The sequence below is a fragment of the Streptomyces sp. NPDC001068 genome (assembly GCF_042897315.1).
In the GTDB taxonomy this organism is placed as follows: Bacteria; Actinomycetota; Actinomycetes; order Streptomycetales; family Streptomycetaceae; genus Streptomyces.
In genome coordinates, this window is sequence record NZ_JBIAYD010000008.1 from 428,384 (window position 1) to 444,031 (window position 15,648).

The following is a 15,648-nucleotide window of genomic DNA, read 5'->3' on the forward strand; positions in this document are numbered from 1 at the left end:
CTTCCGTCCGCTTGTGGTGCACTGTGGGTGGAATCTCAGCATTGCACTCGCTTTGGGGGGTCTGGTGCCTCCTGATCGCCATGTGACTGATCGTCACAGTGGCGTGACTGTCCGCTATGGCATGGTCCATCGGCTTCCGCGGCTGATGACTACCTGGGAGGGCAATTCCATCGGTTTGGCCGACGCGGCTGGACGGATGGTGTAGTTGTAGTGCCGAGGACAAGCCGTTCGTCCTATAACCGACTCGACTCGCGTCCGCCATTTCGGGCAACGCGGGTCAAGGTGCAGAATTTAGAGGAAAGAACCGAGAAGGTTCGGTTCTCCCGAGGAGGCCGCTCATGACCGCTCGCACCCCTGATGCCGAGCCGCTGCTGACCCCGGCTGAGGTCGCCACCATGTTCCGTGTCGACCCCAAGACGGTCACGCGGTGGGCGAAGGCCGGCAAGCTCACGTCGATCCGCACGCTGGGCGGACATCGACGCTACCGCGAGGCTGAGGTCCGCGCACTGCTCGCGGGTATTCCGCAGCAGCGCAGCGAGGCCTGACCAACTGAATAGCGGGCAAACCGACCGGTCCCCCAACTGGCCGGGACGCCCCGAACCCTAGCTCCGAGCGACGCGGGTCCTGCCCCAACGGGACCCACGCCCAGGCCGACAGAACTTCACAGGCAGCGACACAGGGTGCGTCGTAGATCGCGCTGGACTCCGCCGGGTCCAGCGCGATCTTTTTTGTGCGCTCGTGAGGTCTGTTCGATCATGACCGGTGCCCCTGTGAGCAGCCTTGTCGGAGTCTGGGGAGGCCTGTCGGATCTCCTGTGAACGCGCCCCGAGAGGGGGACGGGGGAGCCGGCGGATGTACCGCCGGAGGCGGCCCTGGGTAGTGCAATTGCACATATTAAATTGACTTGTTGTAGGCGGGGGGTAAGTACCGCCGGTTCAGGAACTTATGCGGTGACTCCCGTCACATACCGCACGGCTTGTTTGTACTGCCCCGGGTGCGCTAATAGAGTCGCGGGCTCCACCGTCCCACAGGGGAGCGGCTGTTGGGGCGGCACCGCTCACGCGCCGACCGGATCCTCGTCCTCCGTGGCCTCCGCCGGGGCCTCCGCGGTGTGCGGGGCGGAGTCCATGGCCAGGCGCAGCAGCCGATGGCAGACCGGACAGTGGCGGGTCAGGTGCCGGTACGACGAGGCGGCCGCCAGATGGGCCCGCAACAGGGCTCGCGTCTCGTGCCGCACCGAAGCCGCCATACGCCACCTCCAGAGGGGGCCGAGGGGGAGCGAGCCCTGTCTTCTGGGTACCGACCGAATGTGACGGCGTCAAGAGCGCGCCCTCGGCCCCGGCCGGGGTCCGGGAACGACGAAGAGGCCCGCATCCCTCGAGGGATGCGGGCCTCCACACTGTGCGGTCCTGACGGGATTTGAACCCGCGGCCTCCACCTTGACAGGGTGGCGAGCACTCCAAACTGCTCCACAGGACCAGGTTTTGCGGCACTTTGTCTTCGCTGTGCTGCGAGAAGGACTGTACAGGAGGGTGAGGGTCCTGGTCGAACTCACCCAGCGTGCCCGGTCGGTTACGGCAGTGCGGAGTCGATCGCTTTCACGATCCGCTTGTCGGAGATCGGGTACGCCGTGCCCAGCGCGTGCGCGAAGTAGCTGACCCGCAGCTCCTCCAGCATCCAGCGGATGTCCAGCACCTGCTGCGGCACCGGACGTCCCTTGGGGAGCTGCTCCAGGAGCCAGGCGTACTCGTCCCGCATCTCGTGGACCTTCTCCATCCGGGTGGTGTCCCGCTGGACGTTGGCCGGCATCTGCTGGAGGCGCCGGTCGGCGGCCACCAGGTAGCGCATGAGGTCGGGCAGGCGGCGGATGCCGGCCCACGTCACGAACCCCGGCTTCACGAGGGCGTCCAGCTGCTTGCGGACGTCCGTCAGGTTCGCGAGGAGCGCGGGGCTCCGGGCGCCCTTCAGACGGCGCTCACAGGCCTGCCAGGCGGCCAGCACCTGCTGTACCTGCCCGACCGTGCGGAGCGTCGTGTCGACGATCTCCGCGCGCACCTTGTCGTACAGCTTCCGGTACGACTCCTCGTCCCACACCGGGCCCCCGAAGTCGCCGATCAGCTTGTCCGCGGCGGCCATCGCGCAGTCGTCGAACAGGGCCTGGATGGTGCCGTGCGGATTGGCGGACAGCGCCAGCTTCTGGGCGTTCGTCAGCTTCTCGGACGCGAACTTCGCCGGGTTCACCGGGATGTTGCGGAGGATCAGCCTGCGCGTCCCCTTCCACATCGCCTCGGCCTGCTCCTCCTCGGTGTCGAAGAGCCGGACCGAGACCGTGTCGCCGTCGTCGACGAGCGCCGGGTACGCCTTCACCGGCTGGCCGGCCCGGCGGGTCTCGAAGACGCGGGTGAGCGACCCGATCGTCCAGTCCGTGAGGCCCGTGCGCTCCAGCGACTCGCCGCCCTCGCGCTCCGCGGTGGCCGCGGCCGCCTGCGAGATGGCCTGGCGGGCCTTCGGCCGCAGCCGGAGCTTCAGCGCCTCCAGGTCCTTGTCCTCGGCCAGCTTCCGGCGCCGTTCGTCGACGATCCGGAAGGTGATCTTCAGATGGTCCGGGATCTTCGCCCGGTCGAAGTCCTCGGCCTCGAAGGGCACGCCGACCATCCGCTTCAGCTCGCGCGCCATGGTCGTGATCAGGGGCTCCTGCAGCGGGACCGCCGAGTCGAGGAAGCGCTTGGCGAAGTTCGGCGCCGGCACGTAGTTGCGGCGGATCGGCTTGGGCAGCGACCGGATCAGCTCGGTGACGACCTCCTCGCGCAGGCCCGGGATCTGCCAGTCGAAGCCCTCGTCCCTGACCTGGTTGAGGACCTGGAGCGGGATGTGCACGGTCACGCCGTCGGCGTCCGCGCCCGGCTCGAACTGGTACGTCACCCGGAACTTGAGCTGCCCCTGCCGCCAGGAGTCCGGATAGTCGGCCTTGGTGACCGCCTCCGCCGACTCCCGGATGAGCATCGCGCGCTCGAAGTCGAGGAACTCCGGCTGCTCCTGCCGCTTCCGTTTCCACCAGGAGTCGAAATGGGCGCCGGAGACGACGTGCTCGGGCACCCGCTGGTCGTAGAAGTCGAAGAGCGTGTCGTCGTCGACCACGATGTCCCGGCGCCGGGCCCGGTGCTCCAGCTCCTCGACCTCGCTGAGGAGTCTGCGGTTGTCGGCGAAGAACTTGTGGTGGGTCCGCCAGTCGCCCTCGACCAGCGCGTTGCGAATGAAAAGCTCGCGGCTGACCTCGGGGTCGATCCGGCCGTAGTTGACCTTCCGGTCGGCGACGATCGGCACGCCGTACAGCGTGACCTTCTCCGACGCCATCACGGCCGCCTGGTCCTTCTCCCAGTGCGGCTCGCTGTACGTGCGCTTCAGGAGGTGCCCGGCGAGGGGTTCCACCCACTCCGGCTCGATCTTCGCGTTGACCCGGGCCCAGAGCCGGGACGTCTCGACCAGCTCGGCGGACATCACGAACCGGGGCGTCTTCTTGAACAGCGCCGAACCCGGGAAGATCGCGAACTTGGCGTTCCGCGCACCCAGGTACTCGTTCTTCGCGCCGTCCTTCACGTCCTTCATGCCGATGTGCGACAGCAGACCCGCGAGCAGGGAGACGTGCACGCGGTCGCCGGGGGCGTCCTCCTCGTTGAGGTGGATGCCCATCTGCTTGGCGACCGTGCGCAGCTGCGTGTAGATGTCCTGCCACTCGCGGATGCGCAGGAAGTTCAGGTACTCCTGCTTGCACATCCGCCGGAAGGAGCTGGAGCCGCGCTCCTTCTGCTGCTCCCTGACGTACCGCCACAGGTTGAGGAAGGCGAGGAAGTCGCTGGTCTCGTCGCGGAAGCGGGCGTGCTGCTGGTCGGCCTGGGTCTGCTTGTCGGCCGGACGCTCCCGCGGGTCCTGGATGGAGAGCGCGGCGGCGATGACCATGACCTCGCGGACACAGCCGTTCCTGTCGGCCTCCAGGACCATGCGGGCGAGCCGCGGGTCCACGGGCAGCTGGGCGAGCTTGCGGCCGCTGTCGGTGAGCCGTCTGCGCGGGTCCTTCTCGTCCGGGTCGATCGCGCCCAGCTCCTGGAGCAGCTGCACGCCGTCGCGGATGTTGCGGTGGTCCGGCGGGTCGATGAAGGGGAACTTCTCGATGTCACCGAGGCCGGCCGCGGTCATCTGCAGGATGACCGAGGCGAGGTTGGTGCGCAGGATCTCGGCGTCGGTGAACTCCGGGCGGGCGAGGAAGTCGTCCTCGTCGTACAGCCGGATGCAGACACCGTCGCTGGTCCGGCCGCAGCGGCCCTTGCGCTGGTTGGCGCTGGCTTGGCTGATCGGCTCGATGGGCAGCCGCTGCACCTTGGTGCGGTGGCTGTAGCGGCTGATGCGGGCGAAGCCGGGGTCGATGACGTACTTGATGCCGGGCACGGTCAGCGAGGTCTCGGCGACGTTGGTGGCCAGCACGATCCTGCGGCCGGTGTGCTGCTGGAAGACGCGGTGCTGCTCGGCGTGCGAGAGCCGGGCGTACAGCGGCAGCACCTCGGTGAACCGGTAGTTCTTCTTCTCCAGCGCGTCCGCGGTGTCCCGGATCTCGCGCTCGCCCGACAGGAAGACGAGGATGTCGCCCTTGCCCTCGGCCTGGAGCTCCTCGACGGCGTCGCAGATGGCGGTGATCTGGTCGCGGTCGGCGTCCTCGGAGTCCTCCTCCAGGAGCGGCCGGTAGCGCACCTCCACCGGATACGTCCGGCCGCTGACCTCGACGATCGGGGCGTCGCCGAAGTGCCGGGAGAACCGCTCGGGGTCGATGGTCGCGGAGGTGATGACCACCTTCAGGTCCGGCCGCTTGGGCAGCAGCTGGGCCAGGTAGCCGAGCAGGAAGTCGATGTTGAGGGACCGCTCGTGGGCCTCGTCGATGATGATCGTGTCGTAGGCGCGCAGCTCGCGGTCGGTCTGGATCTCGGCGAGCAGGATGCCGTCCGTCATCAGCTTGACGAAGGTGGCGTCCGGGTTCACCTGGTCGGTGAAGCGGACCTTCCAGCCGACGGCCTCGCCCAGCGGCGTGCGCAGCTCCTCGGCGACCCGCTCGGCGACGGTACGGGCCGCGATCCGGCGGGGCTGGGTGTGTCCGATCATGCCCCGGACGCCGCGGCCGAGTTCCAGACAGATCTTCGGGATCTGCGTGGTCTTCCCGGACCCGGTCTCACCGGCGACGATCACGACCTGGTGGTCGCGTATCGCCTCCGCGATCTCGTCCTTCTTCTGGCTGACGGGCAGCTGCTCGGGGTACGAGACGGCGGGCACCAGGGCACGGCGGCCGGCCATCCGTTCCTCGGCGCTGGCCACCTCGGCCTCGATCTCCGCGAGGACGGCGGACCGGGCCTCGGGCTTACGGATCTTGCGCGCGCCTTCCAGCCTGCGCCCGAGCCGGTGCGCGTCGCGCAGCGAAAGCTCGGTCAGGCGGGGGGCGAGGGCGCCGAGGGCGGGGGCGGGATGCGTAGACATACGCGGTCCAGGATCTCACCTCGGGGAAATTCATGGCGAACGCTTTTGCCTCCGGCGGTTCGGCCGGGGTGACATGCCGACTCCGGCTGCGAGGCCGACCGGGTCGACCGGGTCCACCGGGTCCCCTGCGACTGGCGCCGGGCAGGCCGAGACCGCCGGTTCGGCCGGAGCGACGGGGAGTCCCGGCGGGACCGGACCGGGGTCGGGACCGAACCGGACTGGGGTCGGGACCGGGGTCGGGACCGAACCGGACTGGGGTCGGGACCGAACCGGACTGGGCGCGGCGGTTACCGGGTGCGTTGGGCGGGAGTGGTGCCGGCCGGGGGCGGGGGCGTGACGGTGGGCTCGCTCCCGGCCTGCGGGGCCGTGGGCTCCGTCAGGGTCGGCTGCGTGCCGGGGGCGGCAGCGGGCGCTGCGGCGGCGGGGGCGGGTTGAACCGGTGCCGCGGCGGGGGCCGCCGCGGCCGCCATGGACTTCGCGGTGTTGGAGACGGCCTTGATGCCCAGGTAGGCCGTGGTCATGCTGCTCACCGCCGTGAAGGCCGCGCTGAGCACGCCGATGATCACCGACGTGTCACCGCTCAGCCGCCACACACCGAAGACCGCGACCCCGGCGATGGCGAGATTGCTGATGACGACGGCCAGCAGGCCGTATCTCGCGCGGTCCTTCTCCAGCTCTGCTTCCAGGTCCCGGCTCATCTTCCCCACCCTGACGACGTGTCGACGCGCCAGAACCTAGCGTCGCGCCGACCCCGTCGCCAAGGAGATCGGCTCAGCCCGTCGGGAAGACGTCGTAGTCGCCCAGGAGATCCGCACAGACGTCCACCGGGACGGTGCCCGCGTTGTAGAGGTCGATCACGCCGCCGGAACCGACCTTGACCAGCGCGCGGTCGGCCGCGGTGTGCGCCTTGGCGAAGTTCAGCGAGTAGACGCCGGGGCGCGCGGTGCCGTCGGGATACGCGACGAGGTAGCCGCTGCCGGCGGGCGAGGGCACCGTGAGGTTCAGGTCGACGGCGGTCACTCCGGTCGCCGGGACGCCGTGGGCGCCGGTGACCTTCAGCTTGAGGGTGCCGTGGGCGGCGATCCTGGCGACCTTGCCGGTGCCGGTTCCGGTCCGGGTGTTGAGGATGCGGGCCGGGGTGACGGGCAGGAACTCCGAGCCGCCCGCGGTGGTGCCGTACCAGCCGACGAGGTCCGCGACCAGGTTCGCCGACGCCTTGCTCTGGTTGTGCAGGACGACCTTGCCGTCGCGCAGGGGGATCACGACCTGGGCGGTGGCGGTCTGGCCGGTGGTCCAGAAGGGGCCGGTCACGCCGGGGTCCGTGGTGCCGTGCGTGGCGACCGTGAGGCTGCCGGACGCCTTGGTGGTGGTGGCCGTGACATTGAGGACCACCGCGTCCGCGCTCGCCGGGACGCCGTGGGTCCCGCCGGCGGACAGGGTGGCCGAGTGACCGCCGGCGACCGGGCTCTTCGCGCCGCCGGTGCCGGTGCGGGTGTCGAGCAGGCGGACCGGCGTGGCCGGGTGGTAGGTGTCGGCGTACTGGCCGTGCGACTGGAGGCCCACCGTCGCGACCTCGACCGTGACCGCGCCGGAGCTGCCGTTGTAGACGTCGACCGAACCGGTCGGGGTGACCTTCACCGTCGTCTCGGCGGTGGCCGTACGGCCCGGCTCGAAGGCGATGGCCGAGGTCCCGGGACGGGTGGTGCCGTGGGTGTAGAGGGTGAGCGCGCCGCTCGCCTTGGCGCCGCTGGTGACGAGCTGGAGCTGCACCGCGTCGGTGCCGTTCGAGTCGGCCCGCAGCGTGGCCGCCGGGAGCTTCAGGACCCCGTGCGCGGCGATCGTCCTGGCGGTGTCGTACTGCGGGGTCACCGCGATGAAGGCGTCGGCGGCGTGGAAGGTCGTCTTCGCGGTGGTGGCCCGGCCGAACAGGTCGGTCTGGGTCAGGGTGGCGGTGTAGGTGCCGGGGGCCGCGTACCGGTGCGTGGACTGGGTCGGCACCTGGGCGTCGCCGGCCAGGTTGTCCCTGGTGCCGTCGCCGTAGTCCAGGGTGCGGTACGCGATCTCCCACGGGTCGGCCGGGGCCGGCACCGTGAACCGCGCGAGCCCGGCGACGACCTGTCCGCCCGAGGTCTCCGGAGCGGCGGACACGGCGGTGGCGGGCGGGGTGGCCGTGCCGGCCGCCACTCCGGCGTAGGACTTCTCGGCGCTCGTCCCGTCGGGTTCGGTGACGGTGATCCGCGTGGTGTACGGCCCCGGGGTGGTGTAGGTGTGGGCGACCGGGGTGCCGGGGGTGCCCGTGGCCGGGCCGCTGCCGTCGCCGAAGTCGACCGAGTAGGCGAGGGCCGCCCCCCAGGCGCTGGTGGCGTCGGTCTTCATGGAGATGCCGAGCGGCGCGAGCCCCTTCGGGGGCGTCGGATCGTCGGCGGCGGAGACGGTGAGGGTGTCCTGCCGCTCCAGGGCGCCCCGGTCGGGGTGGCCCGTGCCGTTGCCGGTGTCGGCGACCAGCAGGTCGTCGACCCGGGCGTGACCTTCCTGGTCGGTGCCGAGTTCGCCGGGCGCGGTGGCGTCGGCCGAGTCGATCAGCGGGGAGTGTTCGGACGGCGTCGTCGGGGTCGCGGTGATCCCGTCGATGTCGTGCGCCCCCTGACCGGTCCCGTCCCGGAACGCCCCGCTGGAGGTGTAGGAGGTGCCGGCCCACGAGTACTCGGTACGGGCGGGGGCGGAGGAGGTCTGCTGGTGCGTCACCGCGTTGTAGTCGGCGGTGACCCGGCTCGCGGAGTCGGCCGACACCGCGAAGAGCGGGGCGGTCGGCGTCTGGCAGGCGCTGGTCTGCGCCGACCCGTCGCCGACGACGGCGGCCACGTTGTTCTCCAGCACCCCGGAGCTCCCGCCGTCCAGCGAGATCGCGGTGGCGCAGGGCGCGAAGACGGTGTTGCCGGTCACGTGCGCGTCGGTCGCCCCCGACACCGCGATGCCGCCGTGCTGCTGTGTGAGGATCACGTCGGTCGTCACGGTGACCCGGGCGGCTCCCGGCTCGACCCGTACGCCGTACGCGGTGCCGGCGTAGATCGCGCTCCGGGACACGGTCACGTCCGAGGAGGTGCCGTCCACGCCGACCGCCGTCCCGGTGACGGGGACGGTCGGGGCGGAGTTGGACACCGTCAGCCGGTCGAGGGTCACATGGCCGGATCCGGTCACCGCCACCACGTCCCCGTGGCGCGCGTCGCTGAAGGTCAGCGATTCGACACGTACGTCGTGCACGCCCTTCAGCGTCAACGCCGGTCCGGAGGCGGGTGCGGCGAGCACCGCCGCCGAACGGCTCTGCGGAAGGAGAGCCCCGCTGAAGGTGATCGGCTCGTCGCTCGTCCCCGACCGGGTGACGGTCACCGGTTCCGAGTACGGGGAGAGGGAGTTCCCCAGGATCCGGACCGTGTCCCCCGGCTCGACCACGTCCGCGGCGGCCTGCACGGTGCAGAAGGGCAGGCTCTGCGTCCCCGTCCCGGCGTCGCTGCACGCGATGTCGTGGTCCACGTACAGCGTCCCGCCGGCCGCCGGCTCCGCCATCGCGGGGCCGTCGCCCAGGCCGCTCATCACCCCCGCCACGACGATCACGGCGAGGGACAGCAGTCCGATGGTGGGACGAGGTCTGGGCACGGGGTCTCCCGGGAGCGTTCGCGGTGCGGTCACGAGAACGCCGGATGGGGGGGAACTGCCCTGGAAGTGCGGCCGGTTGGCGCAGGGGGCGGTTCAGCTCAGCGTTGGCATGCTGCTGTCATGATCGCAGCCCCATTTCAAGGGAACGCAATGCTCCACCCTGCTCTTGCCCAAATCGGAACCGGCTGACAGGCGGCGGGAGTCCTCTGGCCGCCCGATGTCACACTGCACCGATGAGCGAGACGGTGTTCCGGTACAGGGCCAGGCAGCGCTTGGTGATGTGGGCGTTCGCGGTGCTCGTCGGGGCGTGGGCCGGCTGGGCGGCCGTGAGGTCGTGGGAGCTCCTGGCCGATCATCAGACCGGCGCTGCGGTCGGTCTGTGGCTGTCGTTCGGGCTGGCACCGGCGGTGGTGTGCGTGGTGCTGGTGGGGATGACGACGGGCGTCACGCGGTTCGACGCGGAGGGCTTGCGCACCCGCGGGATGACCGGCCGCCGGCGCGTGGCCTGGCGGGATGTCGAGAACATCCGTGCGCTCGGGGGCCGCGGTCGCTACGGAACGATCACCCAGATAGGGGTGACCCGCACCGACGGGTCGGTTTTTCTGCTGCCCATTCCCTATTCGTCGGCGGTCATGCTGGAGGACCCCGACCTCGACGAAAAGCTGGAGCTGATGCGCCGGGAGTGGAAGAAGCGCAGGGACCCGGGCGGGGAATGAGAAGCGAAGAACGAGAACAGCCCCTCCGGATACCCGGAGGGGCTGTCTGTTGTGGCTGGGGCCGGGGTCGAACCGGCGACCTATCGCTTTTCAGGCGATCGCTCGTACCAACTGAGCTACCCAGCCACGAGGTTTCACGTGAAACCCCAGCGGTCCTGACGGGATTTGAACCCGCGGCCTCCACCTTGACAGGGTGGCGAGCACTCCAAACTGCTCCACAGGACCAAGCTTTGTGTGCAACAGTGTCGCACACGATCTTGCGTGCCCCCAACGGGATTCGAACCCGTGCTACCGCCTTGAAAGGGCGGCGTCCTAGGCCGCTAGACGATGAGGGCTATCGGCCCGCCTGGGCGCTTCTCAGCGCGTCGGGGACGTGAGAAGCATATGGGATGGCGGGGAGTATCGCCAAAACGGTTTACGGCCCATCCGGCGTCGGGGTCCGCGGGGTGCTCCTCGAGGACGACGGGCTCGTCGAGGCGGAGGGCGTGGTGTCCGGCCGCCCCTGCCGGCGCCCCCGGTCGAGCGCGTCCTCCGGGAGGTGACGGCTGACCTCGGCCGTCGTCTGGCCCAGACCGCCCAGTCTGATCTCGTCCCATGCCTGGAGCCGGTGGGTGTCGCGGTCGAAGTAGAGGACCGAGGCCTCGATGGGGTCGGGGTACTTGCCCTCGACCGCGCGCAGCCCGCTGCCTCCTGTGGAGCCCTCCACCCGCAGGCGGGTGCCGTGCGGCAGGGCCTCGTTCTGTTCGTGGTGGAGATGGCCGGCCAGGACCAGCGGCACCTCGCCGTCCGTCATCCGCGCGGCCGTCGGCTCATGGGCGACGGCCACGTCCACCGGGGTGTCGGCCGCCCGCTGCTCCCGCAGCGCGGTCGCGAGGCGGTCCCCGGCCTGTTCCTCGGCCGCGTCCCCGCCGGGGGCCGACGAGCGGTCCGGCGTGAACTGGGGATCGCCGATACCGGCGAAGCGCATCCCGGCGATCGTCTCGGCACGGCCGTCGTCGAGGACGTGCACGTTCTTCACGCGGGACAGATAGCGCTGGGTGAGGGCGGAGTCGTGGTTGCCCCGGACCCAGACGTACGGCACGCCCAGGTCGGCGATCGGGTCCAGGAAGCCGTTCTCCGCCGCCGTGCCGTGGTCCATGGTGTCGCCGGAGTCCACGATCACGTTCACCTTGTACTGCTCGACCAGCGAGGCGATGATCTTCCAGCTCGCCGGGTTGAGGTGGATGTCGGAGACGTGCAGGACGCGCAGGGTGGTGGGGTCCGGGGTGTAGGCGGGGAGCGTGGAGGTGGCGTCGTACAGCTTGGTCACATTGGTCACCAGCCGCGCCAACTCCTTCTGGTAGACGTCGAACTCGGTGACGATGCTGCGCGCGTTGCCGACCAGGGCGGGGGCCGAGGAGAGCAGGCCGGAGAACCTCGGCTCCAGGACCGACTCGGGGTTCCAGGTGGCGTACGCGGTCACCCCGGAGCCGGCGAGCAGGGCGAGGGCGAGGCCGCCGGCGGCCAGGGCGCGGCGCGGGCGGCGGTAGACGGCGAGACCGAGGGTGGTGGCGCCGCAGACGACGGCCACGCAGGAGCGTTCGGCCACGTCGAGGGTGCCGTGCTCGACGTCCTGGGCCACCTCCTCCTGAAGGCCGGAGAGGCGTTCGGGGTGATCGACGAGCGCCTGCGAGCGGACCGGGTCGAGCTGGTCGACGTTGACGTCCAGGCGGACGGGGCCGCTGTGGGTGTCCAGGGAGAGGGCGCCCAGCGGGGAGACGTTGATCTTCGTGCCGCCGTGCAGGGACGGGCGCAGGGTCATCGTCGTGTCCATCGGCCCGACCTGGGCCCGGACGTTCCCGACCACCAGCAGACCGAGCCAGGCGCCGGCCAGGACGACGGTGACCAGACCGAGGGCGCGGATCCAGACGGGCGGTGCGTGGGCGTCGGGGTCGAGTTCCAGGTCGGGCAGACGGGTGCGGTCTCGGGCTCGGACGCGGGCCATTGGTGCCGTATGCCCAGGATTGCGGGCGCGTATGCGAGGGGGGTCGGTGCCGGTGCCGGTGCCGGTGCGGGTACGGGTGCCGTGGCCGGCGGTCGGGATGCCCGTGGCTCGTGGTCCGCACCCCGTGGGCACGTGACCCAGCCCCCGCGGCCTCGCGGCCTCGTGGCCCCGTGGCCCCGCGGCCCCGCGGCCCCGCGGCCCCGTGGCCCCGTGGCCTCGGAGCCCGGATGCCCGGGGCCGGTGGTTCGGATGCCGGGGCGTCCGCACCTCTCGTACGGGCGTTCCGTGCCGGACAATGGGCCTGTGCTGGAGATGACGCGCGAGGAGTTCGAGGAACTGGTCGGCGAGGCGCTCGACCGGATCCCGCCGGAGCTGACCCGGCTGATGGACAACGTGGCGGTTTTCGTCGAGGACGAGCCCGACGACCCGTCCGACCCCGAGCTGCTCGGGCTCTACGAGGGGACCCCGCTGACCGACCGCGGCGAGTGGTACGCGGGCGTGCTGCCGGACCGGATCACCGTCTACCGCGGGCCGACGCTGCGGATGTGCGCGACGCGCGAGGAGGTGGTCGCGGAGACCGAGGTGACCGTGGTGCACGAGGTCGCCCACCACTTCGGGATCGACGACGCGCGGCTGCACGCACTGGGGTACGGGTGACACCTCGGTTGCGTGTCCTCTTGCGGGCGGCGGGAGTTGGGCACGGCGACTCCTGTCTTCGCCCCCGGAGGTGGCCGCCGTGCGCCCCTTGTACGTACCCGTCCGTCTGGCCGTCTCCGTGATGGCCGTCGCGGCCGCCGCGGGCTGTGTGAACGTCGGGGACGACGCGGGGAAGGCCAGGCCCTCGCACTCCGCCGGGCACCGGGACGGCAGCGGGGGCGGCGCGGACTCGTGGGTGTCCGGCGGGGGCGGCGCGGGGTACGGCGGTGATGCGCCGGACGGGAAGCGCGGGCACGGGGGGAAGCCGAAGCCGGGTGAGTCCGGGTCGGCGTCCGCGATGCCGTCGAAGGGCGCGAGCGGGGGGCCGACGGTTCCGGTGAAGCCGGGGCAGAGCGTGCCGCCGGGGGCGACGGGCGGGTCGACCGGGGCAGCGGCGTCGCCGACGCCGCCGCCCGCCTCCCCCACGCCGCCGCCGGACTCGCCGACCCCGCCGCCCCCGGTCACGGACCCGCCGTCCGCCGAGCCGTCCTCGTCGGCGCACGAGGACACGGGACCCCAGCTGCTCCAGCGGGAGCCCGCCCCGCGGGCCGGCGCCCCGGCTTGACCGTCCGGGTGAACCGGGGCCCGGGCCGGGACCTCGCCGTGCCTCCGTTCGGCGTAGCGGCTCGGCGCCTCACCCGGTGGTTCGGGCCCCGGAGAAGCCGTGTGACCTGCGTGTTCGATGGTGGGTTTGCCTTGAGGGGTGTTGGGTGCGTATGGTGGTAGATCGTTTGATCCCATTTGCCCGGCGCCACCGCAGAGCGCGCCGTGTGGCGCGTACTCTCCCTTGCCGTGGCGGACCGCATTGAGGCGGTCGTGAGCGAATCACGGAGTTGACGGGCGCGTGCCGAAGAGACTCCGGAAGGTTTCGCATTCGCATGTCCGTGTCCAGTACTGATCAGTTCGTCGTGTCCGAGAACAACGAGGACGACAACGAGCTGGTGACCCAGGTCTCCGAGGAGACCGCTGACACCACCACCGACACCACTGACACCACCCCTGAGATCACCTTCGCCGACCTCGGTCTCCCCGAGGGCGTCGTGCGCAAGCTCGCGCAGAACGGTGTGACCACCCCCTTCCCCATCCAGGCCGCGACCATCCCGGACGCCCTGGTCGGCAAGGACATCCTCGGCCGTGGCCGTACCGGCTCCGGCAAGACCCTCTCCTTCGGTCTGCCCACCCTGGCCACGCTGGCCGGCGGCCGTACCGAGAAGAAGCGGCCCCGCGCCGTCATCCTCACCCCGACCCGTGAACTGGCCATGCAGGTCGCGGACGCCCTCCAGCCGTACGGCGACGTCCTCGGCCTGAAGATGAAGGTCGTCTGCGGCGGTACGTCCATGGGCAACCAGATCTACGCCCTGGAGCGCGGCGTCGACATCCTCGTCGCCACCCCGGGCCGTCTCCGCGACATCATCAACCGCGGCGCCTGCTCCCTGGAGGACGTGCAGATCGCCGTCCTCGACGAGGCCGACCAGATGTCCGACCTGGGCTTCCTGCCCGAGGTCACCGAGCTGCTCGACCAGGTCCCGGCCGGCGGCCAGCGCATGCTGTTCTCCGCCACGATGGAGAACGAGATCTCCACGCTGGTCAAGCGCTACCTGAGCGACCCGGTCACCCACGAGGTCGACAGCGCGCAGGGCAACGTCACGACGATGTCCCACCACATCCTCATCGTGAAGCCCAAGGACAAGGCGCCGGTCACCGCCGCGATCGCCTCCCGCAAGGGCCGCACGATCATCTTCGTCCGCACCCAGCTGGGCGCGGACCGGATCGCCGAGCAGCTGCGCGACGCCGGTGTGAAGGCCGACGCGCTGCACGGCGGCATGACCCAGGGCGCCCGTACCCGGACGCTGGCCGACTTCAAGGACGGGTACGTCAACGCGCTCGTCGCCACCGACGTCGCCGCCCGCGGTATCCACGTCGACGGCATCGACCTGGTCCTGAACGTGGACCCGGCCGGCGACCACAAGGACTACCTGCACCGCGCCGGCCGTACGGCCCGTGCCGGTCGCACCGGAACCGTCGTCTCGCTCTCCCTGCCGCACCAGCGCCGGCAGATCTTCCGGCTGATGGAGGACGCGGGCGTCGACGCCGGCCGTCACATCATCAACTCCGGTACGGCCTTCGAGCCCGAGGTCGCCGAGATCACCGGCGCCCGCTCGATGACCGAGGTCCAGGCCGAGTCCGCGGGCAACGCGGCGCAGCAGGCCGAGCGCGAGGTCACCCAGCTCACCAAGGAGCTGGAGCGGGCGCAGCGCCGGGCCGCGGAGCTGCGCGAGGAGGCCGACCGGCTGGTCGTCCGGGCTGCCCGTGAGCGTGGTGAGGACCCGGAGACGGCCGTGGCCGAGGCCGCCGCTGTGGCCGAGGCGGCCGCCGAGGTGGCGGAGCAGCCGGTCGCCGAGGCGCCGGTCCGTCAGGAGTCCTCCTCCTACGAGCGCCCGCGCCAGCAGCGTGACGAGCGCGGCAACTACGAGCGCCGTGACCGTCGTGACGAGCGTCCCTCCGGTGGTTTCCGCCGTGACGACCGCCGTGACGACCGTCGTGACGGTGACCGTGGCGGCCGTTCCTTCGAGCGTCGTGACGAGCGTCCCTCGGGCGGTTTCCGCCGGGACGACCGTCGTGACGGCGGCGACCGTGGCGGCTTCCGCCGCGACGACCGTCCCTCGGGCGGCTTCCGCCGTGACGACCGCGGTGCCCGTTCCTTCGACCGTCGTGACGAGCGTCCCTCGGGCGGTTTCCGCCGTGACGACCGCCGTGACGACCGTCGTGACGGTGACCGTGGCGGCCGTTCCTTCGAGCGTCGTGACGAGCGTCCCTCGGGCGGTTTCCGCCGGGACGACCGTCGTGACGGCGGCGACCGTGGCGGCTTCCGCCGCGACGACCGTCCGTCCGGCCACCGGGGCAGCGACCGTCCCTTCAACCGGGACCACCGCGACGACCGTCCGGGCTTCCGCAGCGGCGGCCACGACCGCCCCTACGGCCGCCGTGACGACCACCGCGGCTCCGGCTCCGGCACCGGCTCCTTCGGCCGCCGCGACGACAAGCCGCGCTGGAAGCGCAACGGCTGACATCCGATGAGCC

At 71.1% G+C, this 15,648-nt stretch carries 10 protein-coding genes and 4 tRNA genes; 5 read left to right on the top strand and 9 right to left on the bottom strand.

Going from position 1 to position 15,648, the window contains the following annotated elements; translation table 11 throughout:
* The first annotated feature begins 338 nt into the window (after window positions 1-338).
* Complete coding sequence (gene bldC / locus ACFY3I_RS24520) at window positions 339-545, top strand: developmental transcriptional regulator BldC (RefSeq protein WP_003949541.1); 207 nt, start codon at window positions 339-341, stop codon at window positions 543-545.
* 512 nt (window positions 546-1,057) lie between these two features.
* On the opposite strand, the gene ACFY3I_RS24525 is transcribed toward bldC, so the two are convergent.
* The 5 genes from ACFY3I_RS24525 to ACFY3I_RS24545 all read right to left on the bottom strand — a co-directional run bounded on the left by ACFY3I_RS24525 (window position 1,058) and on the right by ACFY3I_RS24545 (window position 9,171).
* Window positions 1,058-1,249 carry a DUF6274 family protein gene (locus ACFY3I_RS24525; protein ID WP_390862650.1) on the bottom strand — a complete coding sequence of 64 codons (192 nt, stop codon included), beginning with the start codon at window positions 1,247-1,249 and terminating at the stop codon, window positions 1,058-1,060.
* A 155-nt stretch (window positions 1,250-1,404) separates the two neighbouring features.
* Window positions 1,405-1,479 (bottom strand) — tRNA-Asp (locus ACFY3I_RS24530).
* A gap of 93 nt (window positions 1,480-1,572) precedes the next feature.
* Window positions 1,573-5,517, bottom strand: a complete 3,945-nt coding sequence (hrpA, locus tag ACFY3I_RS24535; RefSeq protein ID WP_390862652.1) for an ATP-dependent RNA helicase HrpA — start codon at window positions 5,515-5,517, stop codon at window positions 1,573-1,575.
* A 287-nt stretch (window positions 5,518-5,804) separates the two neighbouring features.
* Window positions 5,805-6,215, bottom strand: coding sequence for a hypothetical protein (locus ACFY3I_RS24540; RefSeq protein ID WP_390862654.1), 411 nt, complete (start codon window positions 6,213-6,215; stop codon window positions 5,805-5,807).
* A gap of 73 nt (window positions 6,216-6,288) precedes the next feature.
* The gene (locus tag ACFY3I_RS24545; protein WP_390862656.1) at window positions 6,289-9,171 is read right to left on the bottom strand and encodes a PKD domain-containing protein; all 2,883 of its coding nucleotides are present in this window, start codon (window positions 9,169-9,171) and stop codon (window positions 6,289-6,291) included.
* A gap of 233 nt (window positions 9,172-9,404) precedes the next feature.
* Between ACFY3I_RS24545 and ACFY3I_RS24550 the strand changes: the two genes are divergently transcribed.
* Entirely contained in the window at window positions 9,405-9,887 is a 483-nt protein-coding gene (locus ACFY3I_RS24550) for a PH domain-containing protein (RefSeq protein ID WP_390862658.1), read from the top strand.
* Between the two features lie 52 nt (window positions 9,888-9,939).
* Here ACFY3I_RS24550 and ACFY3I_RS24555 read toward each other — a convergent pair.
* The 4 genes from ACFY3I_RS24555 to ACFY3I_RS24570 all read right to left on the bottom strand — a co-directional run bounded on the left by ACFY3I_RS24555 (window position 9,940) and on the right by ACFY3I_RS24570 (window position 11,871).
* A tRNA-Phe gene (locus tag ACFY3I_RS24555) sits at window positions 9,940-10,013 on the bottom strand.
* A gap of 24 nt (window positions 10,014-10,037) precedes the next feature.
* Window positions 10,038-10,112: transfer RNA gene (locus ACFY3I_RS24560), tRNA-Asp, on the bottom strand.
* Between the two features lie 37 nt (window positions 10,113-10,149).
* Window positions 10,150-10,222 (bottom strand) — tRNA-Glu (locus tag ACFY3I_RS24565).
* Window positions 10,223-10,302: 80 nt separating this feature from the next.
* Window positions 10,303-11,871, bottom strand: a complete 1,569-nt coding sequence (locus tag ACFY3I_RS24570; RefSeq protein ID WP_390862660.1) for a metallophosphoesterase — start codon at window positions 11,869-11,871, stop codon at window positions 10,303-10,305.
* Between the two features lie 303 nt (window positions 11,872-12,174).
* On the opposite strand from ACFY3I_RS24570, the gene ACFY3I_RS24575 reads away from it, so the two are divergent.
* From ACFY3I_RS24575 to ACFY3I_RS24585, 3 genes are all read left to right on the top strand, one after another.
* On the top strand, window positions 12,175-12,528 hold the full coding sequence (locus tag ACFY3I_RS24575; protein ID WP_365285514.1) for a metallopeptidase family protein: 354 nt from the start codon (window positions 12,175-12,177) through the stop codon (window positions 12,526-12,528).
* 79 nt (window positions 12,529-12,607) lie between these two features.
* Window positions 12,608-13,132: a hypothetical protein gene (locus tag ACFY3I_RS24580; protein WP_390862662.1), complete on the top strand. Its 525-nt coding sequence runs from the start codon at window positions 12,608-12,610 to the stop codon at window positions 13,130-13,132.
* 313 nt (window positions 13,133-13,445) lie between these two features.
* Entirely contained in the window at window positions 13,446-15,635 is a 2,190-nt protein-coding gene (locus tag ACFY3I_RS24585) for a DEAD/DEAH box helicase (RefSeq protein ID WP_390862663.1), read from the top strand.
* Window positions 15,636-15,648: the final 13 nt, after the last annotated feature.

Coding starts and splice junctions, on each gene's coding strand:
- bldC (WP_003949541.1), top strand. CDS start 339: ATGACCGCTCGCACCCCTGATGCCGAGCCGCTGCTGACCCCGGCTGAG.
- ACFY3I_RS24525 (WP_390862650.1), bottom strand. CDS start 1,249: ATGGCGGCTTCGGTGCGGCACGAGACGCGAGCCCTGTTGCGGGCCCAT.
- hrpA (WP_390862652.1), bottom strand. CDS start 5,517: ATGTCTACGCATCCCGCCCCCGCCCTCGGCGCCCTCGCCCCCCGCCTG.
- ACFY3I_RS24540 (WP_390862654.1), bottom strand. CDS start 6,215: ATGAGCCGGGACCTGGAAGCAGAGCTGGAGAAGGACCGCGCGAGATAC.
- ACFY3I_RS24550 (WP_390862658.1), top strand. CDS start 9,405: ATGAGCGAGACGGTGTTCCGGTACAGGGCCAGGCAGCGCTTGGTGATG.
- ACFY3I_RS24570 (WP_390862660.1), bottom strand. CDS start 11,871: ATGGCCCGCGTCCGAGCCCGAGACCGCACCCGTCTGCCCGACCTGGAA.
- ACFY3I_RS24585 (WP_390862663.1), top strand. CDS start 13,446: ATGTCCGTGTCCAGTACTGATCAGTTCGTCGTGTCCGAGAACAACGAG.